We start from the raw sequence: 24,698 nt of genomic DNA, 5'->3' as shown, positions 1-24,698 counted from the left end.
ACAGTTTGACTTTCTTTACCGATAAGTAAAACTGTAGCTTTCACTTTTTTATCAGCATCGCAACTTTCAACGTCATGGGTAACAAAAACGGAAATATTCCTTTCAAGGTCATTATTAGTTACATTGCTTTAGTAGCATTGGTGGCCAGCGTGGGATGGATTTTGTATTCGGAAAATGTGGTGTATACCAAAATTGAAGGGAAAATTGCCTTGGAAAAAAACAAAGTGTTGCGCATTAGTAATTTGTTTTCGAATGTATATAAAACCGAAAGTTTAGCTCGAAAAACCATACAATCCAATTCGGAAATTGATTTTCGAAATTACATTCAGCAAACCGATTCCTTGCAAATTCGAATTGACTCTTTAAAAAAAGTGGTTTCTAGCGATTACCAAATCAAATTGCTTGACAGCGTTACGATTTTGTTGAACGAAAAAACGCAAAATATTCGGCAACTCAAAGCCATTAAAAGTAAAACCACCGACGAAGCTTCGGTTAACGAGGCCATACAAGAACTCACCCAACTCGAATTTTCACTTCGTAAATTGCAGCTAAGCGATTTCACCAAAAATCCTGATAAACTCGGCAGCTACCAACGTAATGTTTTACAGCGTTATGTGGATTATCTCAATCAAAATATTCCTGATGACAGCTCTAACACGCTGACTAAAAAAGCTACCGATTCTATCTTATCCGCTTCAAAACGGTTGTTGAGCAAAGTAAAACTCGAAACCGAAAAAAAGAAAGAATCGCTCAGTTTACAAGAAAATAAATTGCTTACCAACGAGATTTTGATTTCGGATCAACTTCGAAAAGTACTTCGCATCATTGAACGCGAAATCATTTTTTATTCGATTAAAAACAATAACGAAAAAGAAAAATCGCTCAAAAAAATCAACCAAATTATTACCTATGCCGCCATTGTTGGGTTACTATTAACGGTTTTCTTTTCAATACTCATTACCAGTGATTTTTCGAAAACCCAATCGTATAAAAAACAATTGGAAATTGCCAACGACAAAACGCAAAACTTACTAAAAAGTCGCGAGCAATTGATTTCGACTGTGAGCCACGATTTAAAAACACCACTCAGTACCATTGTGGGTTATACCGAATTATTAGGCCATTCCGATTTGAATAATAAGCAGTCTTATTACACCAAAACTATTAAAAATTCATCCGAATACATTGCCCGATTGGTTCAAGATTTACTCGATTTTTCGCAGATAGAAGCCGGAAAAATTACCATCGAAAAAGCACCGTTCTCGTTAGATCAAACCCTGCGCGAAGTGGCCGCTAATTTGCAATCGGTTTACCAGCAAAAACCTATTGAGTTAAATCTTAACATTGATGAAACGTTTCAAAGACCTATTTTAGGTGATGCTATCCGCCTCAAACAAGTTTTGCTTAATATTATTGGAAATGCTTATAAATTTACCGCAAAAGGCTATATCAATATCAATGCATCGCTTTCGGCTAACGGGGAAATTGCCTTTATAAGTATTGCCGATTCGGGAATTGGAATTGAAAAAAATAGTCAGAAATTAGTCTTCGAAGAATTTGCGCAAGCCAATACTTCCATCGTCAAAAATTATGGCGGCACGGGATTGGGATTGGCCATTTCTAAAAAAATAATGACGCTGTTAGGAGGCGAATTATATCTTAAAAATAGCTCCGAAAAAGGAAGTATTTTTGAAATTCGGATGCCCGTTCATTTTGATTCGGATTACCATCCTAAAAGCTCTCCAATCCCGAATTTGAGTTTGAATTTAGCCCCTAAAACGGTTGTTTTGGTGGATGACGATGCCGATTTGCTAGGACTTTCAACAGAAGTTTTAAAAAAACATTTTACGGTTGCCGCTTTTTTAGAAGCCGAAAAGGCATTGGATTTTATGCAAAACCAAACTTTTGATGTATTGGTTACCGACATTCAGATGCCAAACATGACCGGATTTGAATTGGTTGCTGCTTTTCAAAAAAATGCGAATGAAAAATACCACAATGAGCCCATTATTGCCGTTACCGGTCAGTCGAATGTGAGCGAGGAAGTCTACCAAAAAGCCGGATTTTCGACCGTTATTAAAAAGCCCTTTTCGCCTTCACTTTTAATCGAAACTGTTACAGCGGTGCTCAACCATACTCAAATTCCACTACAAGCAAAAAAAGATAACGATACGAAAACAACGCAACGATATTCGTTGCAATTACTAGAAGACTTCTTAAATAAGGACACCGAAGCCATTCAAAAAGTACTCCAATCGTTTGTAACGAATACCCATTTGAATATGGACTTATTAAAAAGCCAAATTTCTGAATTGGATGGGGGAAGAATCAAACAAACCGCACACAAAATGGCGCCTATGTTCAAACAAATTGAAGCACATTCCATCGCTCGTATTTTGGATGATTTGGAATCGAACGATTATACCGCAATCGCATTGAATGACTTGTATCACGATTTGGAAGAGCAAATTACCGCACTTTTTACTGAATTAGAAAAAAGGATTTAATTAATATCGTACAACTTCAACTTGTTGTATAAAGTCTTGCGGGTAATTTTTAGCAATTTGGCCGCTTCTGATTTGTTGTTTTGTGTTTTTGCTAAAGCGTATTCGATGGCCTCTTTTTCATTTTCGGACAAAGAAAAAGCATCGGTTTTAGATTCTTGCGGCTGAAAAAATTCGGCTGGCAGCACGTTGGTTTCGATAAAATCGCCTTGTGTTAGTAGTGTGGCTCTTTTTACACAATTTTGCAATTCCCTTAAATTCCCAGGCCAATGGTAATGCTGAAAAATATGAATTACTTCTTTCGAAAATCCGATTACTTCTTTGTTTAATAAGGCATTGGCTTTATCCAAAAAGAATTCAGCAAAAAGCATTAAATCATCCTCTCTTTCGGATAATGAAGGCGAATGAATGGAAAATTCATTAATACGATGGTACAAATCTTCACGGAAATCGCCATTTTTTACCGCCTCACGCAAATCTTCATTCGTAGCGGTGATAATGCGTATGTCGACTTCAATTTCTTTGTTACTCCCAACGGGTTTTATTTTTCGTTCTTGCAAAGCGCGCAACAACTGTATCTGGTTTTCGTAGGATAAATTACCGATTTCATCTAAAAAGATAGTGCCTTTATTTGCCGCTTCAAAATAGCCTACTTTATCCGAAATGGCACCCGTAAAAGACCCTTTTAAATGACCAAAAAATTCGCTAGCCGCCAACTCTTTTGGGATGGCGCCGCAATCCACAGCAATGAAATTTTCTTCTTTGCGATTGCTTTTTTGATGAATGCTTTTGGCAATTATTTCTTTTCCGGTTCCGCTTTCACCGATGATTAAAACCGACATATCTGTGGGACTAACCAGTTGTATGTGTTCGTTTAATTTTTTGGAAGCAGCCGAAATACCTTGAACATAAGTTGTAGTAGGTTTAGCCGCTTTCGATTCCGGCTTCTTTTTTTTCTCCTCGACTTGTGTCCTGTTTTGCAAAGCATTACTAATCACCACTAAGACTTCATCGGGATTGAACGGTTTTGAAATGTAATCGGAGGCACCGTTTTTTATTGCTTTAACGGCAGTATTCACATCCGAATAACCCGTCATTAAGATTACGGGAGTTGCGGGATTTGCCTCTAAAAATTCGGCTAAAAGCGCAATACCATCTGCATCGGGTAAACGCAAATCGGTCAGGATTAAATCAAAGTTTTCTTTTGCCACAGCCAAACGCCCTTCGGCAGCCGAAAATGCAGTTGCTACCGTATAGCTGTTTTTGATTAGAAACTTTTCTAATAATTTGCAAAACGAAATATCATCTTCGATAATTAGAATCTTGGGCATTGGTTTGGACTGTTTTTACGCTAAAATAAGACTTAAATTATTGTATTTTCACAAAATTATGCAAAAAAAGAGAGGCCACATAAAGCAGCCTCTCTTCCAAAACATAAACCTAATCCACCTAATTATATTTTTAACCAGTTACCATTGACATCTGCTATCACAGTAGCCTTTTGGTCGTTAACTGCTATTTGTAATTTGTATTCCTTTTTATCGTTAACAAATGCTTTTTCGAGCTTTGCAGCAGGATAGGCTTTATTTAGTGCGGTTTGCACCGCAACAGGAACCGAATCTGGTGAAATTTCGGTATAGGTATCTTGCACAATTTTATTGAGTTCGATTACACTATACGTTACCACCGATGCGTAGGTTGTGAGGCCTAGCAAAACAAATGTTAGCGCTAAGGTTAACTTTTTCATGGGTTATTATTTTTTTATGATTTTCCCTTCAGCGTCGGTGAAAACCGTGTAACTTTTATCGCCCATAGCAATATCCAATTTGTACTCGGTGTTGCCTTCTTTTGCGTATGCTTTTACTAATTTAGCACCAGGAAAAGAACTTTCGATGGTTGATTTTACCGCTGCTGGTACAGCATCGGCTGCAATTTCTTTATATTCATCTTGTACCATTGTAATAGTACTTGATTGGGTTTTTACCGGATTAGTTGTGGCAAAAACATTTAGTGATCCAGCCAAAACTAAGGCTGCTACGATTAACTTTTTCATGTTGTTTTATTTTAAATGTTGTGATTTGATGAGGGGTAAAAAGGGCTTATTTTTGAATCCAATTTCCATTGGCATCAGCAAAAAGATTTCCTTCTTTATCTCCTACTTTCACATCTAATTTGTATTCTTTTTTCTCGTTTACATAGGCTTTAGTTACCACAGCATCTGGATAGGCTTTTTTAAGCGCTTCGGTAACCGCTGCTGGCAATTCTTCCAATTTAATTTCGGTGTATTCGTCTGCTACACTAACTGATTTTACAATTGGGTTTACATTGTGAGCTGTTGCTACAGTTGTTGTTAAACCTCCTAAAACGATTGCTGCTGATAAGATTAACTTTTTCATAATGATTCATTTTTTAATTTTTATTATTGATATAGACTACATTCTATTCTGTATTTTTTATTGTTGGATCCAAGTTCCTTTTTCATCTGCGTATAAGAACCCTTCTTTATCACCGATTTTCACTTCGATTTTGTATTCTTTTTTCTCGTTTACAAAAGCTTTGTTGATTACCCCTTCTGGATACGCTTTTTTAAACGCTTCGCTAACCGCTGCAGGTAATTCTTCCACTTTAATTTCGGTGTATTCGTCTGCTACACTAACCGATTTTACAATTGGATTTACGTTATTTGCGGTTGCCACTGTGGCTGATAAACTTCCTAAAAGGATCGCTGCTGATAAGACTAACTTTTTCATAATGTTTTATTTTTAATAGTTACTAGTATTGTTTACGCTTTGGATAATGAAATAACTGTGCCTGAAAATTTCAAAACAACAAAAAATCATAATTTCTTAAAAATCAGTTATTTAAAAAGTATGAAAATGATAGACTTTTAAAAAAAAGTGTGTAATGGGTACAAAAAGTGTGTACTTTTTACACAATTGGTTAGGTGACAAGCAAAAAAAAGCCACACATAAAGTGCGGCTTGTATCATAAAAACGTTTAACTAAAATTATTCAGCTAGCGGTTTCATTTTAAAAGTTTCCATAAAAGCGGTGGTATAATCCCCTTCAATGTATTTCGGATCATCCATCAATTGTCTGTGGAACGGAATGGTCGTTTTGATGCCTTCGATAACAAATTCATCCAAAGCACGACGCATTTTGCTAATGGCTTCTTCGCGCGATTGTGCTGTTGTAATTAACTTGGCAATCATCGAATCGTAGTTAGGCGGAATAGAATAACCCGAATAAACGTGTGTATCCAAACGAACTCCGTGTCCACCTGGCATGTGCAAGGTTGTTATTTTTCCTGGTGACGGACGGAAATCATTATACGGATCTTCGGCATTAATACGACATTCGATAGCGTGTAATTCCGGTAAATAGTTTTTACCTGAAATTGGAATTCCGGCAGCCACCATAATTTGCTCACGAATCAAATCGTAATCAATTACTTGTTCCGTAATTGGGTGCTCTACCTGAATGCGTGTATTCATTTCCATGAAATAGAAATTACGGTGTTTGTCAACTAAAAACTCAACCGTTCCCGCACCTTCGTACTTAATGTATTCGGCCGCTTTTACCGCTGCTTCTCCCATTTTAGTACGCAATTCATCCGTCATAAAAGGCGAAGGCGTTTCCTCTGTTAATTTTTGGTGACGACGTTGAACCGAACAATCTCTTTCTGAAAGGTGACAAGCCTTACCATAAGCATCCCCTACCACTTGAATTTCGATATGACGTGGCTCTTCGATTAATTTTTCCATGTACATGCCGTCGTTTCCAAAAGCAGCAGCCGCTTCCATACGTGCACTTTCCCAAGCTTTTTCAAGCTCTTCTTCTTTCCAAATGGCGCGCATTCCTTTTCCACCACCACCGGCAGTAGCTTTCATCATGACTGGATACCCAATTTCTTTGGCCACTTTTTTCGCTTGTTCAAACGATTCTAAAATACCGTCAGAACCTGGAACACAAGGAACACCTGCCGCTTTCATTGTAGCTTTGGCAGTTGCTTTGTCTCCCATTTTATCAATCATATCAGGAGCGGCACCAATAAATTTGATTCCGTGCTCTTGACAAATTTTTGAAAATTTAGCATTTTCAGATAAGAATCCGTACCCTGGGTGAATGGCGTCTGCATTGGTAATTTCGGCAGCCGCAATGATATTTGACATTTTTAAGTAGGACAAATTACTTGGCGGTGGCCCGATACAAACTGCTTCATCAGCAAATCTAACGTGTAAACTCTCTGCATCGGCAGTAGAATATACCGCCACGGTTTTAATACCCATTTCTTTGCAGGTACGAATCACGCGAAGTGCAATTTCCCCTCGGTTTGCAATCAATATTTTTTTAAACATCTCTTTTGAAATTTTAAATTATAAATTTTAAATTTTAAATTATTTGAATGAGTTGCAAATTCTTCATTCAAAATTCTTTATTTAAAATTTCTTATGATGGATCAACTAAAAATAAAGGTTGATCGAATTCAACTGGCGACATATCATCTACTAAAATTTTAACAATTTTACCAGATACTTCCGATTCGATTTCGTTGAATAACTTCATCGCTTCGATTACGCACAATACATCTCCTTTTCCGATAGCAGTACCTACTTCTACGAAGGCCGCTTTATCTGGAGAAGGTTTTCTATAAAATGTTCCGATAATCGGTGATTTTATAGTTATAAATTTCGAATTATCTTCGGCAGGTGCAGCAGGCGTAGCGGCAGCAGGTGCAGCAGGAGCTACTGGAGCTTGCGGTGCCACAGCTTGTTGTAAAATAGGCTGCGCTGGCAATTGCTGTACGTAAGTCGTTTCGGTGGTATTTCCTTCCAAAGTGGTTCTAATGGTAATTTTCACATCATCCATTTCTAACTTAACTTCAGCAACTCCCGAATTTGCTACAAATTTAATTAGGCTTTGAATTTCTTTTAAATCCATAATGATTTGTTTTTAGTTTAATTTTTATTTGTGTCGTATGCCCATTTTAAGAAAATAGATCCCCAAGTGAATCCGCCTCCAAATGCAGCAAAAATAACATTATCTCCTTTTTTCAATACGTGTTCAAAATCGGCCAAAACCAAAGGCAAGGTTGCCGAGGTCGTATTGCCATATCTTTCGATATTCATTAAAACTTTTGAATCTTCTAAATTCATTCTACCCGCCGTTGCATCAATAATGCGTTTGTTGGCTTGATGTGGCACCAACCAATTTACCTGTTCGTTGGTTAGATTATTTCTTTTTAAAATTGTTTCGCTTGCATCGGCCATATTGGTAACCGCAAATTTAAAAACAGTTTTGCCATCTTGCATGATGTTGTGTTGTCTGTTTTTAACCGTTTCTTCGCTAGCTGGAATTAAAGAACCTCCAGCCGGAATTTTTAGGAAATCGCGCCCTACACTATCACTTCTTAGGTATTCGTCCTGCAAGCCCAAGCCTTCGTGATTGGGTTCGAACAAGGCCGCTCCGGCACCGTCTCCAAAAATAATACAGGTAGAACGATCGGTATAATCTACAATCGAAGACATTTTGTCGGCTCCAATTAACAATACTTTTTTATATCGTCCTGATTGAATATAGGCTGCCGCAGTAGACATTCCGTATAAAAAACTAGAACAGGCAGCTTGTAAGTCGTACGAAAAGGCATTGGTTGCCCCAATCGAACTGGCAACGTGTACTCCGGTAGAAGCTACCATCATGTCGGGGGTAGCGGTGGCCATGATAATCATATCGATGGTTAGGGGGTCCACATTTGCTTTTTTAATTAAATCTTCTGCCGCTTTAATGGCAAGGTAAGAAGTTCCTTTATCAGCATCTTTGAGAATTCTTCTTTCTTTAATTCCGGTGCGAGTAGTAATCCACTCGTCGTTAGTATCGACCATAGTTTCGAGTTCTTTGTTAGTAAGAACAAAGTCCGGAACATAGGATCCAACAGCGGTAATTGCGGCTGTGATTGTGCTCATTATATACTATTATTTCTTTTCAAATACGCTTTATCTGAAAAATTTATAAAAGACTTGAAAATTACAAAAAAAAATTGAAACAGATTGTCAGCTATTTCCTTATAAACCTGAAAGTTATACCCAACAAAAAAAACTCTCACATAGTGAGAGTTCTAATATTATTTGCTAAAATGCCTTACGCAACCGCTTCCGATTTATCGATAACAACTTGCCCTCTGTAGTACATTTTACCTTCATGCCAGTATGCTCTGTGGTATAAATGTGCCTCTCCAGTTACAGGACATGTAGCGATTTGAGCTACAGTAGCTTTATAATGTGTTCTTCTTTTATCTCTTCTTGTTTTCGAGACTTTTCTCTTTGGATGTGCCATTTTACAAAATTATTTATCCGTTAATAGTTGCTTTAATTTTTCCCAACGCGGGTCTATATCTTCTTCTTTATTACTCTCTTCCTTCTGTTCTTTTACGGCTAACTCTTCGAGTTTTGCCAAGGTTTCGGTTTTTAATGTCCCATCTTTAACCCCTGGATGAATTCGTTTTTGAGGAACCGAGAGCACAATCATTTCATAAATGTATTGCGCCACATCCATCTCAAATTCGCCATGAGGCAAAATCAACAACTCTTCGTTATCGTTGTTAAACGTTTCGCCAAAACGAACGATTAAATTCATTTTTCCTTTTACAGGCAAATCGAACTCTTCTCCTGTTAGATCACAAGGCACGTTTACGGTTCCTTTGTGTTTGAAACTCAACTCCAACATGGTGTTCTTTTTCTCAAAAACCAAATCGACTTTGATATCTGAATTTTGAAATTCGTCGTAATCAAAGTCCGCAAAGAACTTGTTATTTATCTGATACTCAAAATGGTGTTTCCCTAGCTTTAATCCTACAAACGGAATTAAAAATTCTTTTGTTTTACTCATCGCAACATCAATTTGAACCATTCTGCGCTCTTAATCAAGGGTCAGAATTGGGGTGCAAAGATATAAAATAATTACAAAACAAATAATCTTATACACCTTTTTTTGTTTATAACTGTTTTTCTTTTATCTTGAGTGGCTTAGCCGTAATTTCCTCATACTGTTTTCGGGAGCGAAAAATATCAATTGCCAAGTACACTGCTTCTTTAAACGAATTAAAATCGGCTATATCTTTTCCGGCAATATCATAGGCTGTACCGTGATCTGGAGAGGTGCGCACTTTGTTTAAACCGGCGGTATAATTTACTCCTTTACCAAACGCAAGTGTTTTAAACGGAATCAAACCTTGGTCGTGATACGCCGCTACAATGGCATCGTATTTTTCGTATTGGTGACTTCCAAAAAAGCCATCGGCAGGAAAAGGGCCAAAAACCAAGGTGCCTTTTTCAAACATTTTCTGAATAACCGGCTTCATGATTTCGTCATCTTCTTTGCCAATCACACCGCCATCGCCGCAATGTGGATTTAATCCTAACACGGCAATTCGAGGTCTAGAAATCGTAAAATCCTGAATTAAAGATTGTTTTACCGTTTCGATTTTTTTAGTAATTAAATCTTCTGTTAAATGCGATGCCACTTCGTTCAATGGCACATGATCGGTTAACAAACCCACACGTAAATTATCGTGCACCATCATCATCAAGGCATTTCCTTCTAGTTCTTGATGTAAATAATCGGTATGTCCCGGAAACTTAAATGTATCCGATTGAATGTTGTATTTGTTAATGGGCGCCGTGACCAAAACATCTACCAAACCTTCTTTTAAGGCTTGCGTAGCGGCTACAAAGGACTTTATCGCGTACTCGCCTACTTTATCATCGTTCACGCCTAAATTAACATCGACTCCTTCTTTCCACAGATTGTACACGTTGATTTTACCCGGCACGATTTGACTCAACTCATCGATTCCGTGTAACACCGCCGAAGACGTCATGCTTTTTTTGAGGTACGACATGATTTTTACATTGGCAAAAATAACCGGCGTACAGCCTTCTAACATTCTGGCATCTTCGAATGTTTTCAGTACTACTTCGCTTCCAATACCGTTTAAATCTCCAATTGAAATTCCAACTACTATATTTTCTGCATTTTTTATCATGTCTGGCGGTTATTTATTACTAATTTTGATGTTACAAATTTAGTAAAATAAAATCAGAATGTTTACCGGAATTATAGAAACCCTAGGTCGCGTGGTGCAAATTGAAGCCGAACAAGACAATCTTCATCTTACGATTGACTCGACCATTAGCTCGGAATTGCAAATAGACCAAAGTGTGGCGCATAATGGCATTTGCCTTACGGTTGTAGCCTTAGCCAACACACAGTATACGGTGACTGCCATAGCCGAAACCATTCAGAAAACCAATATTGGCCAATGGCAAGTGGGTCATTTGGTAAACTTGGAACGCGCCATGAAATTGGGCGACCGTTTGGATGGGCATATTGTACAAGGTCATGTAGACCAAACCGGAACTTGCATTGCCATAGAAAACGCCAACGGCAGCTGGAATTATACGTTTGAATATGATGCCGCTTTACATAATATCACCATCGAAAAAGGATCTATTACCGTAAACGGTGTGAGTTTAACGGTAGTAAACTCCAAAAACAACCAATTTAGCGTCTCGATTATTCCGTATACTTTTGAGCATACTAATTTTAATGCTTTTGAAGTGGGTACGGTGGTGAATTTAGAGTTTGATGTGATTGGGAAGTATGTTTCTCGATTGTATAAGAAGTAGTTTTGAGGGGTGGGTTGTGGGTTGTGGGTTGTGGGTAACTAGATTGTAGATATTGAGTTTGAAACTGGGAGACTCATACTTTTTATAGCCTCTCGACTGGACTCGAGGTGACAAATTTATATGTTTACTCTCTTGGTATTAGGCACTACTTTTCTTTAAGAGACTTACGAAGACTAGCATTTTGTTTTAGGAAAAATACGGTGAAAAACGGCTATTCTGCGAAATTGCATAGGGGACAAGAGCCAATGGATTGGGTCATCTTGCTTATTCTAAATCCATAATTATCCGTATGTTTTCTTTTATTTTTTCTATTAAATCACTTGGTAATTTCCCTATTTTTTTGCTTAATCTTTTATTGTCAATTGCTCGAATTTGATCCATCATTATATCACAATCTTCATGTAAATTGGCCATTCCTTTTTTAAGATGCACTCTTAGAATATCAGCATCCTCTTGAACATTTGTAGTTATTGGACAAACGATTGTTGATGGATGTGCGATTTTATTTAAAAGATCTGTTTGAACAACTAATACAAGTCTCGATTTACCCGTTTCAATCCCTATTTGAGGATTTAAGTCGGCAATCCAAATTTCATATTGATTAATCTGCATAGTCCATTTTTTCAAAGTCTTTTACCACTTTCATTGACTCTATTTTTACCAATTCAGATTCCGCTTTAAGTCGCTTTTCTAAAATTTGTCTTTTCTGAACTTTGTTATAATATTCTATTGCTTCATTTATATACCTATTTCTAGGAATACTTATTTTTGAAAGAATTTTTTCAGTTTCTCCGAATATCGAATCATCTATTTTAAGTGATACTGTTTTCATGTGCTTTAATTTGATATCACAAAGGTATATCTTTTTTATACATGAATTTATAGATTACGGATTTTTAGTCTTGTGTAAGGAGTGAATTGTGAGTTGTGAATTGTGAATAGTTCAAGTGAGGAGTGAAGAAGATTGCAGAATTGAGTTTGAAACTAGGAACTTCATACTTTATGAGACCTCTCCTTCGTCGAGGTGACATACTGTGGGTATTAGGCTTTTGGCATTGGACATAAGCGTGTTGGGATTTCTTTTTCCTTTGCTCGGGCGAAAAACCTCTCGATACGTTTTTTATTACGTTGCACTACATAAAAAACACTCGAGGTGACGGACGTTATTTTCTTAATCTGGCCTCTCGGCTGGGCTCGAGGTGACTTACTGTGGCGTTTGGTTTTTTTAGTCTTGCGTGAGTAGTGAATCGTGAATAGATTGTAGAATTGAAAAACCCTTTCAGAGTTCCAAACTCTGAAAGGGTTGGTACGATAACGCGACGCTATTTTAATTTTGTGCTTTTTGCTTTTGGGTATATTTGTGTATCATGTATAAACCAAAAAGGAAGGCAACCACTACTATCAAACCGATGTGGTTGTTGATTGGGGCAGGTTCTCCTGGAGGCTTAATTATTGGCCCTGGCGGATTTGGCGCTGCAAAAAAATTGCTAGTCGACCCTAAAAAGAACAACAAAACCAATAACACTTTATATTTTCTTTGCTTCATAATTAAAAAATATGGTTTTTTTTAAGATAAAAAAACACAAAATGGATTCTACTTTTACAATTATCTATTACAACACTAACAAAACTATACAACTACTATAATATTGTTCTTTTATCTCTGAAACCTATAGGTCTACTTAAAAACTACTTTCGTTGTTTGAATCTTCCCACTTTCTAAAATCACTTTAACAATTATTACCTGATTTGCACTTTTCAAATTTGAAATTTCTAAAACAGAATTATTTACTTTGTCGCTCTTGAAAATTATTTTTCCTGAAATATCAAAAACAACTACTTTTTTAATGTTATCTGCTTTACTATCAATTGTAATTATTTTATTTTTTACCAACACCGTCAGTTTATTCACATCAGATTCTATTTTATCTATACCTAATGAAGTATTGGTATATTTTAAGACAAAACGATCATTATAAACACCATCTAAAGATGTAAAAACATAATCACCCTTACGTAAATCCCAAACTTTTTTCTCTATTTTATCTTCTAAGTAAATAGGCTGATTGGCTAAATCTCCATCAACATGATCTATACCAATTTTAAAAGTTCTCACTACATTAGGTTTGTTTCCTAAATTTAAGCTAAAACCAAGTGGCACCAAGTCATCCTTTGAAAATGGCAATTCCCGTCCTTGTATAGTGTAATCAGTTGCCTCATTAATACTATAAAAATTAGCGTATACATTTCCGTTATAAACGAAACCATCATATAAATTATCGTGGGAATTGGTAGCCCCTTCTACATAGCCAATTAGTATTTGTTTAAAAAGTCCTTGACTATTAGTTAAATTTAACCAAACACGATGTTTTTCTAAAGCGGTAGATTTTCTAAATTTAAAAAATTGAGTATTATTCCCAACCACTCGCATGTCATTGGTAAAGTTAGCATAACCGTCTCCACCATCTACAGTATAATCTTCTACCGAACACACAATAAAAGATTGCCCTGCCGCAATAAAACCTGAAGGCACTTTATTATCGACGTCACTTTCTGCTGGAAGGCCTTCACCGGGAAGCGTAGGATTGGTTTCAGTTCCACCTACAAGACTATACATTGCATAATCATCTGCAGTATAATTATAATAATATTGACTGTTATAATCAGGGTTAGCAGGGTCATCTATGTGGGCAGGTGGCGTATTGTGTGTCCAAAAACTTAGTGTCCCTAATATATCATTTTGATTGGCTAAAATAAAATCATCTGCACTAATGGCTGATGGATATGGATTCCCTATTAAATTCCAATTCCAGACAGATAAAGGCACCGCAACTGGGCCATTATTTGGGACACCTTTAAAATCTGCTATTTCTGTATAAGGAAAGGTTACTTGTCTAGGAGCCTGAATAATGTAACCTACACCTGGCTGCATTATTTCAGTATCCGTTATGGCTTTCCAAGCGCCATTATCAACTTTATAACCTCTATACCCCTGCGCATCATCTTTAAACGTATCTGGTGATAACGCTCTAGCATTTTGATCTTTTATCGGAGACGACCAGTAGGTATAATCCAAGTATTTCATTGGTTCAGAATTACGTGTGTAAGTTATAACCCCTGTATTAGACTCATCATTAAGCTGCACCAAACTAGCTCCATCCTCAAATGTTAAAACGCCATTAGACCCTATACCAAAATTAGCTGTATTCACATCCAACCGATTAGCAACTGTAAAAGTATGACCCGATTTAAAAACAACTTTTGCATTTGTTTGGTCTGCTATGTGACAACTACAAGCCTCTACACTACCACCATCTTTTCCTGAATCATAATTACCATTAAAATCAACATGGTCATTAATAGTCGGCTTGGTAACTCCCGACCAAGCTGTACCATCCCAAGTTTTGGTCTCACCTGTACACTCTTCACTAACGGTGACAATACCAGTATTACTAAAAAAAACATCATTTTTATTAGCAGCCGATGACGCAGTAGTACCCCAAGTACCTCTATTTTTTATAGTATTCCCTAAAGTTAATAACTTCGCGGTATGATTTAATCCTGCGCCTAAATTGGCAACCACACCAGAAGCAATGGTAAGGTTATTATTTACAATAGTAGTTGCTCCGAAGGTTTTAGCACCGCTGCCTGAAAGCGTTAAATTATTATAGGTTGTTGTGTAAACAGTTTGATTAGTAGCATTGTAATTAACGGTTGCTTTCAAACCACTTAAATTAACAACAGCCCCTGAACTTATTGCTACTGGATTGGCATAAGACAATACCAAAGTTTTATCATAAGAAGCAGCGGGATATGTAATTGCTCCCGTGCCAGGATTAAAGGTAATAGGAGTTGAAAAGGTTGGCATAGTCAAAGTAGACACACTTGGTGCAGTATTCGTTGTTTTTATTTGACCTCCAATTTTTACAGTACCTGCTTCATGACTAAAAGTTGCATTATTAGTTTGGTTGGAAGCATAGACACTACTATAAAGTGATAAATCGCCAGTTATATTTAGGTTTGTAATTGTTGAATAAATTTTTGTTGGAGGACTTGAGGTATTTGGACTTGAAGAATCACCAACATCTATACTTACACAATTTATAGTTCCCATTCCTAACAAATACAATTCCCTTATACTAGAATTCGAGGAATTAACATAAATTCTACCGAAAATTGTTAAAATAATTCCCGAATTAACATTTAAATAACCCGAATTTGAATCCAACTCAATTGAAGCACAAGCGGCATTTGCTGTTATAGTAATAGTATGCGCTGTTCCAATTTTTACATTATCAGTATTTGAAGGAACTGTGCTTCCACTTGTATTCCAAGTTTCAGGATCATTCCAATCTCCTGATTTTATTGAAGTGAAAGTAGCAGCCTTTACTGTTGCTTGCACCACAACCAAAAACACAACGCTAAAAAATAATTTTATATTCATAAGTAATACGGTATCAATGGGTATATAATTGCGCCAAAAATAGGGATTTTTTTTTAACAAGTTGCTGGTTGGTAGTTGATAGTTGTTGGCTCTTTCGGCGGTGGGCGGTGGGCGGTGGGCTGATGGCTCATTGCTGATGACTGACTGCTGATGGCCGATTGCTCATATTTGCTGTGGTTCTCGACTGCGCTCGAACTGACAACTATCTCAAAACTCAAGTCTTATAACTCTTCACTCCTCACTATTCACTATTCACTATTTAAAAAACTATTTTACGCGTTACCACTGCCCCATTTTCCAATTCCACTTTCACTACCAATACTTGATTGGCAAGTTTGAGGTTTGCAATTTGTAACTGTGTTTGACCAATTCGTTCTTTGCTGTACAGCACTTTTCCCGACATATTATACACCCACACTTTGGCCATTGTTTCGGCATTTGCCTCAATACGAATATTTTTATTGGCCACAGAAACGGTTACCCCATTTGCAACTTTTTCAAAATCATCATTCCCTAAAGTGGTTGTACTGTATTTTAGCACGAAACGATCGTTAAAAGTCCCTTGATCCGTGGCAAAGGTGTAGCCCGCTTTGCGTAAATTATAGGTGATTCCGGTTAATTTGTCTTCGATAAACACGGCTTGATTGGTTAAATCGCCATCGGTTTCGTCTATAGCAATAGTAAAATTGCCAGCAATGGTGGATGAATACCCTAACGGAATTACATCGCTATTTGAAAATGGCCACAAACGCCCTTGAATAGTCAAGGTTTTGTTTTGCGCCAAACTGTAAAAATTAACATAGGCGTTACCATTATAGGTTTCGGCATCGTAAAGCGGTTCGTATTCATTGGTTGCTTCTGGCACGTACCCTACTAACAATTGCTTAAAAGCACCTTGCTCGTTGGTTAAATTTAACCAAATACGGCTTTTATCGCTATTGGTTTTTGAATTTTGACCTGTTTTTGCCTTACGACGCATTCCATTATTAAATATTACCTCACCAGTTGTTGTAGGCATGGTCTGGACAAAGAATGCTTGTCCCCCAGCAATTTCAAAATTATTTGAGCTTTCTAAACCAGTATCGTTCATTTGTGTTTTTGTAATGCCGACTGCATTATACACTTTGTAATCATTATTATTTAAATTTTTACCCGTTAATGATGGATCGCTATTGTTCCAAATGTAAAGAGACCCTTTGATACTGTTCTTGTTATCTTCTAAAAACTGTTCCGCATCGATAGCCGAAGGATATGGATTACCTACCAAATAATCTTTACTCCCTAGAGGAGTTTGGGTTGTTATAGTTCCATTATTAGGCACTCCTATAAATTGTACCGGTTGACTATATGTTTTACCAGAAGCAAAAGCTACTTCGTTATTACTGTAAGTTCCTGGTCTTGGCACGGCAATAATATAACCTTTTCCTGCTTGCATCAATCCCGTCCAAAATACCCAACCATTTTTCCAATAGTAGTAATCAGAGCGATAGGTATTGGGCGACAAAGCTTTGGCTGTTTGCCCGACAACTGATGACGACCAATAGGTATAGTCATAATTCTTCATTGGTGCAGAGGTACGTTTGTAAATAAAAGAACCAGGCGTTATCTGGGTAAAAGTTGATGCTTCGTTTTGTAACAATGAACCTTTATCTGCTATTACTAATTTTCCGTTTTCGTTGATATCTATTTTATTTATAACTGTTAAAGTTCTATTTGCCGGAACAGTCAAAATTTTACCTGCTGTAATCGTGCAAGAGCATACTTCTAAATCACTAGCCAAGGTTATATTATCTTCAATAGTAATAGCTGCACCTGAAGGCGGGGTAGTTATGCCATCATAGATAAAATCAACTTTTTCAAAATTAAATGCAACATTAGCAAACCCTCCATTTTCTTTTAAGCGTACTTCCATTTCGGTTGTTTCGTTTAAAAGATACTTTTCTCCAGCATTTATGAATTCTGCTTCTTTACCGTAGCCACTGCTAAGTTGGTATTTTCTTTCTCCATTAATATATACTTCTACATCATCATCGGCATTGACAAGCTTAATTTGATAATACCCACACTCAAACCCCTTACGGCGGTAACTTACTGTAAAATTATCATTTTGAATTGGAGCACCTTGCCAATTAGTGTAATTTGAAGGCGAGGTAGTTTTATTCCAAAAAGCTTGCGAATTGATATCCCGATTTGCATCTACATAATAACCGGCATAACTAGCTTTTAAAATTGGGGCGGCAAAATCTAAACTTGGCTTAGTAAAACCATACACATTCCACACCCTATCTCCAAAAGGTAAATTTACGCCATCGCCTTTGGTTAAACCATAGGAGAAACTCACCCTAGAAACACGTAAATTTTCGTAATATTCTAATCTAAATAAATGTTCACCAGCCGTTAAGTGTTTTTGTGCAGCTGTAGTCGTGTAATCATGGTCCTGCCAATTACTCATAACTGGAGTAGTTTCATCACCAACATACAAACGATAACCATCATCGCCACCTACAGTAAAATTATAAATTCCTGTTTCAGCAATAGTCACTTTCATTAAATAGGTTACAAAAAATTTATCAGTTTGTGCTGTTCTACAAAAATCATTTGGTCGAACACTGGTATTTCCTGTTATTGTGGCTTCCCCTACATTTCTATCAAAAATTGGACTCTCCGCCACAGTTCCAACATAAGTTGTTGCAGCAGGAGTGTCACCAGTATAGTTGTACACATAACCATTCCAGTAGTTAGCACCAGGTGCTAAAGGTGAAGGTGCAGTACAAGACAAAACGGTAATTGTTCCCGTAGCTGTCACCGAACCACAACCCCCTGTTAAGGGTATACTGTAATTAAAAGTCCCCGCCGTTGTTGGCGCACCCGAAATGGTAATGGTGCTATTAGCCCAACTAGCCGTTACTCCTGCTGGAAGACCGGTTGCAGTACCAATGCCTGTTGCTCCAGTGGTGGAATGGGTAATCGCTGTCATGGTTTCATTACGATAGACGGATGGTGAGGATGAGGCTTGAGTTACGGTATTGGTTGCTGTTGGCGTTATTGTTACTGAATATGGTGTACTAGCACCACAACTGTTAGTAGCGACCACCGAAACCGTTCCTTGACCAGAACCTATGGTGATGTTAGCCGAATTAGTTGACCCTCCGCCAGTGATTGCCCATCCTGTACCAGTAACCGACCATGTGTACGATGTTGCACCATTTACAGGTGTTATGCTAAATGCATTTCCTGTAGTATTGGCGCATTTGGTTGTTGGTACAGTTATAGCGCTAGGAGTAGCTGGAACGGAAGCAATTATCACAGTTGTACTAGTTGTGCGCGATGCATTATTAAAACAACTCCCACCGTTATATGTATAGGTAACAGTGTAGTTACCTGGTGAACTTGTTGAAGGAGTAATTGTACCTGTTGAACTGTTAATAGTTAGTCCTGCAGGAGAAGCAGAATAAGAACCTCCTGTTGTACCCGTTCGTGTTACGGCCTTTGTATCTGTTATAGACTTACAATAAGGACTTGATGGATATGAGATTGAAGCTGCACCAGAAGTAGAATACATCTTTGGAATTGAGCTTTCACTTGTTCCACAACTAGAAGAAGTCGCTCTTACTCTGTAATAATAAATTGTGCCTGGCGTTAAACCTGTTAAAATTACCTCTTGACCACCCACCTGTTTATTATTATAAGCAGACAAAATTGAGCTTGGCGTAAAATTAACATCCGTAGCAACATCTATATAATACCCTTCAGCATTTGGATTTGTCACTGCATTCCAAGTTGCTTTAAACCCATTACATTGCTGATCACTAGGCTCTCTTGTTATTGGAATGGATAATGACAATGTAGAAAAAAACATAGATTCAGAATTAGCACTTACTGCCCCACAACCACCATTTGCTCTTACTCGATAATAATACTTTTGACCCGGAGCTAGTCCTGTTAAAAAAATTTCTCTATTAGTACCTACATTAAAATTATTATAATTGGGTAAAATAGAACTGGTAGAAAAATCAGCACTTGTTGCAACATCTAAATAATACGTTGCATTGTTTACATTACCCCACTTTGCTTTAAAACCATCACATTTTGCCTCAGCAGGTTGTTCTTTAGAAGGAGCAACACATTGGGCATATACTTGATTAATATTTATTGTAGCCAATAACAATAGTAAAATTCTCTTCATGTGGTATTTTTCTTTTAAAGTGAATTTGCAATCCCTAACCCAATAAAACACTCACAACCAATGCTTTACTTTTTAAAAAGCAAGATTTCCTAAAACCTTGAAAAATTCTTACCTTTTTAATGAAATTGCTGAAAATATACCTGCAAAATTATTATGAAAATGATTTTCATTATCAATTTTACCGACTTTTAGATAAACTACTTGTTTTATCGACGAAATGCACTTTTGTTTTAATTTAACATTAAAAAAAACCGAAAAAACTTACTTTTGAAAGTGTTTTACACTAAAACTAAAACGCAAAAAGAAAGAAAAAAACTACATTTAAAAATAAAAAAAGCGAGCAACTGTTCTGGTAAGTGTCACTATAAAGTCTAGGCTCGACCTTAAACCATTGCGTCTGTTTTTTATTTAAAGAAGTGTAAATACAACACTTAGGTGGTGCAAAACAAAATAAACTGGTAGGTAAGAAATCATTTTCATATACACTTTTAGTTATGCTGCCTTTTTTAAGGCTCTGGTTGCGTTTGAAATGGCTTTCTTTTCTTTCCAGAGCATGTATTTTTGTTTGAAACGTGCCTTCATGAAGTTATCAAATTGGCGGCGCAAGGTTAGGTTCCACAACGAATGGGCTTTTACCCGCCAGGATTTGTCCCAAGCACGCAACGAAATCGAAAAACTGCCGTCTAAATATTTCATCCAGTGCCACCACCCTGTTGGCATAAAAAGCGTATCTCCATGCTCTAAAAAACACTCCACTCCCTCGACTCCCTTTAAGGCTGGAAATTTATCAAAATCGGGGTTTTCGATATCAAAATCTTCTAAGGCGTAGGTCGCAAACGGAATGCGGTACAATCTTGCTTTCCATTTGTAATCAAATAACAATACATGTTTGCGTCCGTGAAAATGGGTGTGAAAAATATGGGCCATATCGATGTCGTAATGCAAAAAAGTAACGGAGCCTTTTCCGCCAAAAAACATATTGGGGTATTTGTCTAAAAAACCGCCCATTAACTGCTTGGGTGCCCGATAATCATCTAATAATTTGGTAGCGTATTTAATAGGATCGAACAAAAAAATACGCAAATCGGTTGGCGTATCTTGAATTAAATTAATGTATTCCGAAAAAGGCATTTGGGTAGTGGCGGCATTAATAGGAGCCGCTGGATCGGCCTTAGCCGAATCGTACAAAGGCACTTCAACATTGCCCACGACTTCTTTCATATAGTCTAAATTCCACTTATTAAACGCCGGCCAATCCCGTGCTAAATTTCGTAACACTACTGGTTTACGGGTTTTTAGGTATTTTTCTTGGAATTCTTCGGGGCTAATGTTTTCGACAATTTCTATTGGGGTTAGGTGCAGTGCCATATTTTTAAAAAGCGGTTTAACTATAATTGTAAAGTTAAAGTTAAGAAAAAAAACATTCTGCTAAACTGCTGTTGGTTCTTGTAAAAGAAATTAAATTATGCTTTACATAATAAGCAGGTTACAAATACTCTATTTTTATGTTTTTGTAGACAATAAGAAAAATAAGTGGCATTGTAAGGCTTGTTTAAGGGATGCTCTAACTATATCGCTCCAATAATTTAGCACTCATTTCGGGATATTTTTGCAAGTTTTTTATGTATTGCGCACTTTTCATCGACTTGATGTGTTTTCAATTTTCATTGCTTGTGATAGGGAGACACAATTAATAACTACAAAAAGTGTCCAATCATCTGTTTGCGAAGTATAATGATTGCCGTAACCCGACGTATTGTGCATGGCGATTCTGTTTTCTACATTTTCCTGTGTAATGCCAGTATAAAATTTTTAAGTTTTGCAGAATAGAGGATGTAGCAACAATTCATAAAAAATAGCAGGTATAAAAAAAAGCACTCGAATGGAGTGCTTTTTTGTGGTCCCATTTTTCCCGATAATCATCGGGAGAACCAAGGACCACCTGTCCCGATAGCTATCGGGAGAGTCAGCTGCTCTATCTATATCGCTCCAATAGTTTGGCTCTCATTTCAGAATATTTTTGCAAGTTTTTTATGTATTGCGCACTTTTCATCGACTTGATGTGTTTTTCAATTTTCATTGCTTGTGATAGGGAGACACAATTAATAACTACAAAAAGTGTCCAATCATCTCCTTGCGAAGTATAATGATTGCCGTAACCCGACGTATTGTGCATGGCGATTCTGTTTTCTACATTTTCCTGTGTAATGCCAGTATAAAATTTTTTAAGTTTTGAAGAATAGATAATATAGCAACAATTCATAAAAAATAGCAGGTATAAAAAAAGCACTCGAATGGAGTGCTTTTTTGTGGTCCCACTTGGGCTCGATTTCTATAAGTCAACAACACTACTTATCAAGTACTTACAAATAATTTTAAGTGATAGGTTGCCTAATTAGCTGCCTTTTTAAGTTCCTTACAAGAAAGCTTTCAGTAATTGCTTCAAAAACTTTAAGATTAATTTTATTCATTTAACCTTTTCGTATATATCATAATTAACTTTATCTCCAATTGCAAATAAGTGAATTTTGACGTCTGAAACAAATACTACGCTATCTTTCATTACAAGAAGTACATTTTCTGGAAAACTTCTAACTAGTATATGATCTTTAAATTCCCAAGTACCTTGTTCTTCTATTACATCTGAGCATGTCATATAGCTTTTATAGTCTACCGTTTTATTGCTATTAAACTGATATGTATTTTTGCAATTATTTCCGGTATCAAAATAGCCCTCCCCTTTTACACTACCTCCACCTACAATCTCCCATTTTCCAATTAATTTATTTTGCTGACTATCCAAATCATTGGAATCATCACTACTACAACTACTGAAGCCTAAAACTATGGCATTCAATAATAAAAAAAGTATTTTTTTATTCATTTTTAATAATTTAATAGTTAATATAATTTTTATCAATTTTATAATAATTTGTTTCAAATATTTCTATAAACTCAAGTACATTAATAAACTGCATTTTATCTATATGTAGAATTAGATTTTTATTTATTGACCTAACCAAAGGAACTGTAACCTTTCCATCAAAGCTAATATCATCATTAAAAGTTGCTTCATACCTTTTTAACCATTCAATGACTCTTTTTTCATCTCCTATTACTCTTTTATATTGCCCAACAATGTAGTTATACTTAAGCTCTTCTTTATGAACCTTTAACACATCAAGAAGCTTCTTATATATTTCTATGAATAAGCAATTTTTATCCCTTTCATAACAAAGACAAGGAAGTGGAAATATATTATACTCTGCCCAGCTCCTCCATTTTTCACAGCTAGTAGTTCTAATAGCATTTTCAAAATCTTTTTTATGTTTATAAAGCCAACCTTGAATTTGACTTACATTAAGCATTACTTCTTGGCCTTCTATTTCTTGTAAAAAACTTATAAAATCAATCATTTAATAAATTTTATCAAATTGAGCATCTTTTTAAGAGTTAACACTGTTAATTGTTTCCTTTAAGCCCACTTAAGAAAACAGCAGCTGGAAAGCTGATTATGCCTAAAATAGCATAAAGATTATTCTCACCAAACATTTTAAAAATCCAGTATATCTCAGATAAAACAGGTAAGAACAATGTTATAATACCACTCCAAAATCCATGTGAAAAAGCTATAATAACTGTCCAAACATGGTATGAGATAAGTGCGGTTTGAAGTAGAAATGCTAGTAAATTTAAATTTCTCATATTTTTTATTTTGTTGATTTTGATTTTTTATCCTATATAATAATTAGCTCCCATCTTAGTAGTACAATCTAAGGATATTGGGTTTGAGAAGTTTAGTAGTTCTTCTTATAATTTTATTATACTAATTCCCTAAAAAACAAAAGATAGAAGCTAAAACAATACAGAATAATCCTATAATATTCAAAGTTCTCTTATTTAAAATAGAATAGGGTGGATATATTGAAAAAGCAAGAAATGGAATTACTAAAAAAGATAATATAATATTTAATACTATCGCTACAAACCAATTTATACTAAACCCACCTATTAAAGGGAATAAAGCAAAAATAAAGCTACTTACAAAATATAGAATTACACTAAATGATACTTCATTTAGGTTTTCTAAAGTATTATGCGAATGATATTGTTTATTCCTTTCAATTCTCCTAATTGTATCCTTATAAAGTGCTAAAGGAATATGAAATAAAATTATTGAAGTAACTAGTAAAAATGTTTGCATAATTTTTTAAAATTTTTCCATAGTAGATAATAGGTTAAAATAAATTTTTATAAAGCTTATTATCACTAAAATAGTTTGTTAGTTATTACGTTTTTTTTAGCTTAAAAATGAATTAATTGATTTTGTGTCATCTCTAAACTTTAAGATCCAAAATAATAGATAATCATTTACTTGTGTCTGAGTGAAATTTTTAAAATGATGACTGCTAATTTTTGAATTAAAGTCATTAATAAACTTCATCTTATTGACCTCTATATATCCTATATTTTGAAAATATTTATTAGCCATTTCTTTATTTTTTAATCTGTACATACCAAATTTGAAAATTTCTAATGAAATCTCATCTATAGCTCCATGATAATGAGCCTCTTTTATATTCATTAAATTAGGTTTTAATTCAGCAACCTTAACCATTTTAAAAATCAAATTAGATATTTTTAATTCATCAGGTGTCAATTCATTCTCTCCATATCTTGACACTTCTTTTATGATTTCATCTGCTATATTTTTTGATTTTTCTGAGTTGTCAAAATATTGAACTCCAAAGTACATTATTGCCAGTACTAGTAAAATTGAAATAATGGTAATTATATCCATGTTTTAAAAATTTAAATGTTGCCATATATGGCATTAACTTACAAACATAGAAATCTTTCCTTGACTTGCCAAATATGTCA

The 24,698-nt window shown here is 35.9% G+C and carries 25 protein-coding genes; 3 read left to right on the top strand and 22 right to left on the bottom strand.

Translation table 11 applies throughout. The annotated features are described in order from the left end of the window. Positions 1-74 precede the first annotated feature (74 nt). On the top strand, positions 75-2,507 hold the full coding sequence (locus tag I5M07_RS08280) for an ATP-binding protein (RefSeq protein ID WP_200105747.1): 2,433 nt from the start codon (positions 75-77) through the stop codon (positions 2,505-2,507). Here the strand turns inward: I5M07_RS08280 and I5M07_RS08275 are convergent. The 11 genes from I5M07_RS08275 to pdxA form a co-directional block, all read right to left on the bottom strand. Continuing rightward, the gene (locus tag I5M07_RS08275; protein ID WP_200105745.1) at positions 2,504-3,835 is read right to left on the bottom strand and encodes a sigma-54-dependent transcriptional regulator; all 1,332 of its coding nucleotides are present in this window, start codon (positions 3,833-3,835) and stop codon (positions 2,504-2,506) included. The two genes, I5M07_RS08280 and I5M07_RS08275, sit on opposite strands and share 4 nt — an antisense overlap. A gap of 122 nt (positions 3,836-3,957) precedes the next feature. Next, positions 3,958-4,251, bottom strand: a complete 294-nt coding sequence (locus I5M07_RS08270; RefSeq protein WP_200105744.1) for a hypothetical protein — start codon at positions 4,249-4,251, stop codon at positions 3,958-3,960. 6 nt (positions 4,252-4,257) lie between these two features. Beyond that, positions 4,258-4,557 (bottom strand): hypothetical protein, encoded by a 300-nt coding sequence (locus I5M07_RS08265; protein ID WP_200105743.1) that lies wholly within the window; start codon positions 4,555-4,557, stop codon positions 4,258-4,260. Between the two features lie 46 nt (positions 4,558-4,603). Next, the gene (locus tag I5M07_RS08260; RefSeq protein WP_200105742.1) at positions 4,604-4,900 is read right to left on the bottom strand and encodes a hypothetical protein; all 297 of its coding nucleotides are present in this window, start codon (positions 4,898-4,900) and stop codon (positions 4,604-4,606) included. Positions 4,901-4,957: 57 nt separating this feature from the next. After that, the gene (locus tag I5M07_RS08255) at positions 4,958-5,254 is read right to left on the bottom strand and encodes a hypothetical protein (protein WP_200105741.1); all 297 of its coding nucleotides are present in this window, start codon (positions 5,252-5,254) and stop codon (positions 4,958-4,960) included. Between the two features lie 257 nt (positions 5,255-5,511). Further along, on the bottom strand, positions 5,512-6,861 hold the full coding sequence (gene accC, locus I5M07_RS08250; protein ID WP_200105740.1) for an acetyl-CoA carboxylase biotin carboxylase subunit: 1,350 nt from the start codon (positions 6,859-6,861) through the stop codon (positions 5,512-5,514). A gap of 91 nt (positions 6,862-6,952) precedes the next feature. Beyond that, a complete protein-coding gene (gene accB / locus I5M07_RS08245; RefSeq protein ID WP_200105739.1) occupies positions 6,953-7,444 on the bottom strand; it encodes an acetyl-CoA carboxylase biotin carboxyl carrier protein in 492 nt (163 codons plus the stop codon). Between the two features lie 17 nt (positions 7,445-7,461). Then, a complete protein-coding gene (locus I5M07_RS08240) occupies positions 7,462-8,466 on the bottom strand; it encodes a beta-ketoacyl-ACP synthase III (protein ID WP_200105738.1) in 1,005 nt (334 codons plus the stop codon). 175 nt (positions 8,467-8,641) lie between these two features. Then, entirely contained in the window at positions 8,642-8,836 is a 195-nt protein-coding gene (gene rpmF / locus I5M07_RS08235; RefSeq protein ID WP_200105737.1) for a 50S ribosomal protein L32, read from the bottom strand. A gap of 9 nt (positions 8,837-8,845) precedes the next feature. After that, entirely contained in the window at positions 8,846-9,388 is a 543-nt protein-coding gene (locus I5M07_RS08230; protein ID WP_200105736.1) for a YceD family protein, read from the bottom strand. A 106-nt stretch (positions 9,389-9,494) separates the two neighbouring features. After that, positions 9,495-10,544 carry a 4-hydroxythreonine-4-phosphate dehydrogenase PdxA gene (gene pdxA / locus I5M07_RS08225; RefSeq protein ID WP_200105735.1) on the bottom strand — a complete coding sequence of 350 codons (1,050 nt, stop codon included), beginning with the start codon at positions 10,542-10,544 and terminating at the stop codon, positions 9,495-9,497. A gap of 58 nt (positions 10,545-10,602) precedes the next feature. On the opposite strand from pdxA, the gene I5M07_RS08220 reads away from it, so the two are divergent. Continuing rightward, a complete protein-coding gene (locus I5M07_RS08220; RefSeq protein ID WP_200105734.1) occupies positions 10,603-11,187 on the top strand; it encodes a riboflavin synthase in 585 nt (194 codons plus the stop codon). 264 nt (positions 11,188-11,451) lie between these two features. On the opposite strand, the gene I5M07_RS08215 is transcribed toward I5M07_RS08220, so the two are convergent. Both I5M07_RS08215 and I5M07_RS08210 read right to left on the bottom strand, forming a co-directional pair. Further along, complete coding sequence (locus I5M07_RS08215; protein ID WP_200105733.1) at positions 11,452-11,799, bottom strand: type II toxin-antitoxin system PemK/MazF family toxin; 348 nt, start codon at positions 11,797-11,799, stop codon at positions 11,452-11,454. Beyond that, positions 11,789-12,019, bottom strand: a complete 231-nt coding sequence (locus I5M07_RS08210; RefSeq protein ID WP_200105732.1) for a hypothetical protein — start codon at positions 12,017-12,019, stop codon at positions 11,789-11,791. The genes I5M07_RS08215 and I5M07_RS08210 overlap by 11 nt, the downstream gene beginning before the upstream one ends. A 535-nt stretch (positions 12,020-12,554) precedes the next feature. Between I5M07_RS08210 and I5M07_RS08205 the strand changes: the two genes are divergently transcribed. After that, positions 12,555-12,758 carry a hypothetical protein gene (locus I5M07_RS08205; RefSeq protein ID WP_200105731.1) on the top strand — a complete coding sequence of 68 codons (204 nt, stop codon included), beginning with the start codon at positions 12,555-12,557 and terminating at the stop codon, positions 12,756-12,758. A 107-nt stretch (positions 12,759-12,865) separates the two neighbouring features. Here the strand turns inward: I5M07_RS08205 and I5M07_RS08200 are convergent, their stop codons facing one another. The 9 genes from I5M07_RS08200 to I5M07_RS08160 all read right to left on the bottom strand — a co-directional run bounded on the left by I5M07_RS08200 (position 12,866) and on the right by I5M07_RS08160 (position 24,618). Continuing rightward, positions 12,866-15,631 (bottom strand): T9SS sorting signal type C domain-containing protein, encoded by a 2,766-nt coding sequence (locus I5M07_RS08200; RefSeq protein ID WP_200105730.1) that lies wholly within the window; start codon positions 15,629-15,631, stop codon positions 12,866-12,868. A 259-nt stretch (positions 15,632-15,890) separates the two neighbouring features. Then, a complete protein-coding gene (locus tag I5M07_RS08195; protein ID WP_200105729.1) occupies positions 15,891-19,817 on the bottom strand; it encodes a T9SS sorting signal type C domain-containing protein in 3,927 nt (1,308 codons plus the stop codon). A gap of 492 nt (positions 19,818-20,309) precedes the next feature. Further along, on the bottom strand, positions 20,310-21,185 hold the full coding sequence (locus I5M07_RS08190) for a cupin-like domain-containing protein (protein ID WP_200105728.1): 876 nt from the start codon (positions 21,183-21,185) through the stop codon (positions 20,310-20,312). Between the two features lie 270 nt (positions 21,186-21,455). Then, on the bottom strand, positions 21,456-21,614 hold the full coding sequence (locus I5M07_RS08185) for a GIY-YIG nuclease family protein (protein WP_394369048.1): 159 nt from the start codon (positions 21,612-21,614) through the stop codon (positions 21,456-21,458). Positions 21,615-21,792: 178 nt separating this feature from the next. After that, complete coding sequence (locus I5M07_RS08180; RefSeq protein ID WP_200105727.1) at positions 21,793-22,080, bottom strand: GIY-YIG nuclease family protein; 288 nt, start codon at positions 22,078-22,080, stop codon at positions 21,793-21,795. A 204-nt stretch (positions 22,081-22,284) separates the two neighbouring features. Further along, complete coding sequence (locus I5M07_RS08175; protein ID WP_200105726.1) at positions 22,285-22,701, bottom strand: DUF5004 domain-containing protein; 417 nt, start codon at positions 22,699-22,701, stop codon at positions 22,285-22,287. A 10-nt stretch (positions 22,702-22,711) separates the two neighbouring features. Continuing rightward, complete coding sequence (locus I5M07_RS08170) at positions 22,712-23,233, bottom strand: hypothetical protein (protein WP_200105725.1); 522 nt, start codon at positions 23,231-23,233, stop codon at positions 22,712-22,714. Between the two features lie 46 nt (positions 23,234-23,279). After that, positions 23,280-23,522 carry a hypothetical protein gene (locus I5M07_RS08165; RefSeq protein WP_200105724.1) on the bottom strand — a complete coding sequence of 81 codons (243 nt, stop codon included), beginning with the start codon at positions 23,520-23,522 and terminating at the stop codon, positions 23,280-23,282. A gap of 595 nt (positions 23,523-24,117) precedes the next feature. Further along, complete coding sequence (locus I5M07_RS08160; RefSeq protein WP_200105723.1) at positions 24,118-24,618, bottom strand: hypothetical protein; 501 nt, start codon at positions 24,616-24,618, stop codon at positions 24,118-24,120. Between the last annotated feature and the right edge of the window lie 80 nt (positions 24,619-24,698).

The organism is Flavobacterium agrisoli (genome assembly GCF_016522065.1).
Classification (GTDB): domain Bacteria; phylum Bacteroidota; class Bacteroidia; order Flavobacteriales; family Flavobacteriaceae; genus Flavobacterium; species Flavobacterium agrisoli.
The sequence above is the reverse complement of the archived record's forward strand: the minus strand, read 5'-3'. Positions and strand labels throughout refer to the sequence as shown.

What these genes read in the sequence shown, in the direction of transcription:
- I5M07_RS08275 (WP_200105745.1), bottom strand. Translation starts at nt 3,835, where the DNA reads ATGCCCAAGATTCTAATTATCGAAGATGATATTTCGTTTTGCAAATTA.
- I5M07_RS08165 (WP_200105724.1), bottom strand. Translation starts at nt 23,522, where the DNA reads ATGAGAAATTTAAATTTACTAGCATTTCTACTTCAAACCGCACTTATC.
- pdxA (WP_200105735.1), bottom strand. Translation starts at nt 10,544, where the DNA reads ATGATAAAAAATGCAGAAAATATAGTAGTTGGAATTTCAATTGGAGAT.
- accB (WP_200105739.1), bottom strand. Translation starts at nt 7,444, where the DNA reads ATGGATTTAAAAGAAATTCAAAGCCTAATTAAATTTGTAGCAAATTCG.
- I5M07_RS08215 (WP_200105733.1), bottom strand. Translation starts at nt 11,799, where the DNA reads ATGCAGATTAATCAATATGAAATTTGGATTGCCGACTTAAATCCTCAA.
- I5M07_RS08195 (WP_200105729.1), bottom strand. Translation starts at nt 19,817, where the DNA reads ATGAAGAGAATTTTACTATTGTTATTGGCTACAATAAATATTAATCAA.
- I5M07_RS08160 (WP_200105723.1), bottom strand. Translation starts at nt 24,618, where the DNA reads ATGGATATAATTACCATTATTTCAATTTTACTAGTACTGGCAATAATG.
- I5M07_RS08260 (WP_200105742.1), bottom strand. Translation starts at nt 4,900, where the DNA reads ATGAAAAAGTTAATCTTATCAGCAGCAATCGTTTTAGGAGGTTTAACA.
- I5M07_RS08240 (WP_200105738.1), bottom strand. Translation starts at nt 8,466, where the DNA reads ATGAGCACAATCACAGCCGCAATTACCGCTGTTGGATCCTATGTTCCG.
- rpmF (WP_200105737.1), bottom strand. Translation starts at nt 8,836, where the DNA reads ATGGCACATCCAAAGAGAAAAGTCTCGAAAACAAGAAGAGATAAAAGA.
- I5M07_RS08190 (WP_200105728.1), bottom strand. Translation starts at nt 21,185, where the DNA reads ATGGCACTGCACCTAACCCCAATAGAAATTGTCGAAAACATTAGCCCC.
- I5M07_RS08200 (WP_200105730.1), bottom strand. Translation starts at nt 15,631, where the DNA reads ATGAATATAAAATTATTTTTTAGCGTTGTGTTTTTGGTTGTGGTGCAA.
- accC (WP_200105740.1), bottom strand. Translation starts at nt 6,861, where the DNA reads ATGTTTAAAAAAATATTGATTGCAAACCGAGGGGAAATTGCACTTCGC.
- I5M07_RS08205 (WP_200105731.1), top strand. Translation starts at nt 12,555, where the DNA reads ATGTATAAACCAAAAAGGAAGGCAACCACTACTATCAAACCGATGTGG.
- I5M07_RS08230 (WP_200105736.1), bottom strand. Translation starts at nt 9,388, where the DNA reads ATGAGTAAAACAAAAGAATTTTTAATTCCGTTTGTAGGATTAAAGCTA.
- I5M07_RS08175 (WP_200105726.1), bottom strand. Translation starts at nt 22,701, where the DNA reads ATGAATAAAAAAATACTTTTTTTATTATTGAATGCCATAGTTTTAGGC.
- I5M07_RS08180 (WP_200105727.1), bottom strand. Translation starts at nt 22,080, where the DNA reads ATGAATTGTTGCTATATTATCTATTCTTCAAAACTTAAAAAATTTTAT.
- I5M07_RS08220 (WP_200105734.1), top strand. Translation starts at nt 10,603, where the DNA reads ATGTTTACCGGAATTATAGAAACCCTAGGTCGCGTGGTGCAAATTGAA.
- I5M07_RS08255 (WP_200105741.1), bottom strand. Translation starts at nt 5,254, where the DNA reads ATGAAAAAGTTAGTCTTATCAGCAGCGATCCTTTTAGGAAGTTTATCA.
- I5M07_RS08210 (WP_200105732.1), bottom strand. Translation starts at nt 12,019, where the DNA reads ATGAAAACAGTATCACTTAAAATAGATGATTCGATATTCGGAGAAACT.
- I5M07_RS08265 (WP_200105743.1), bottom strand. Translation starts at nt 4,557, where the DNA reads ATGAAAAAGTTAATCGTAGCAGCCTTAGTTTTGGCTGGATCACTAAAT.
- I5M07_RS08280 (WP_200105747.1), top strand. Translation starts at nt 75, where the DNA reads ATGGGTAACAAAAACGGAAATATTCCTTTCAAGGTCATTATTAGTTAC.
- I5M07_RS08270 (WP_200105744.1), bottom strand. Translation starts at nt 4,251, where the DNA reads ATGAAAAAGTTAACCTTAGCGCTAACATTTGTTTTGCTAGGCCTCACA.
- I5M07_RS08170 (WP_200105725.1), bottom strand. Translation starts at nt 23,233, where the DNA reads ATGATTGATTTTATAAGTTTTTTACAAGAAATAGAAGGCCAAGAAGTA.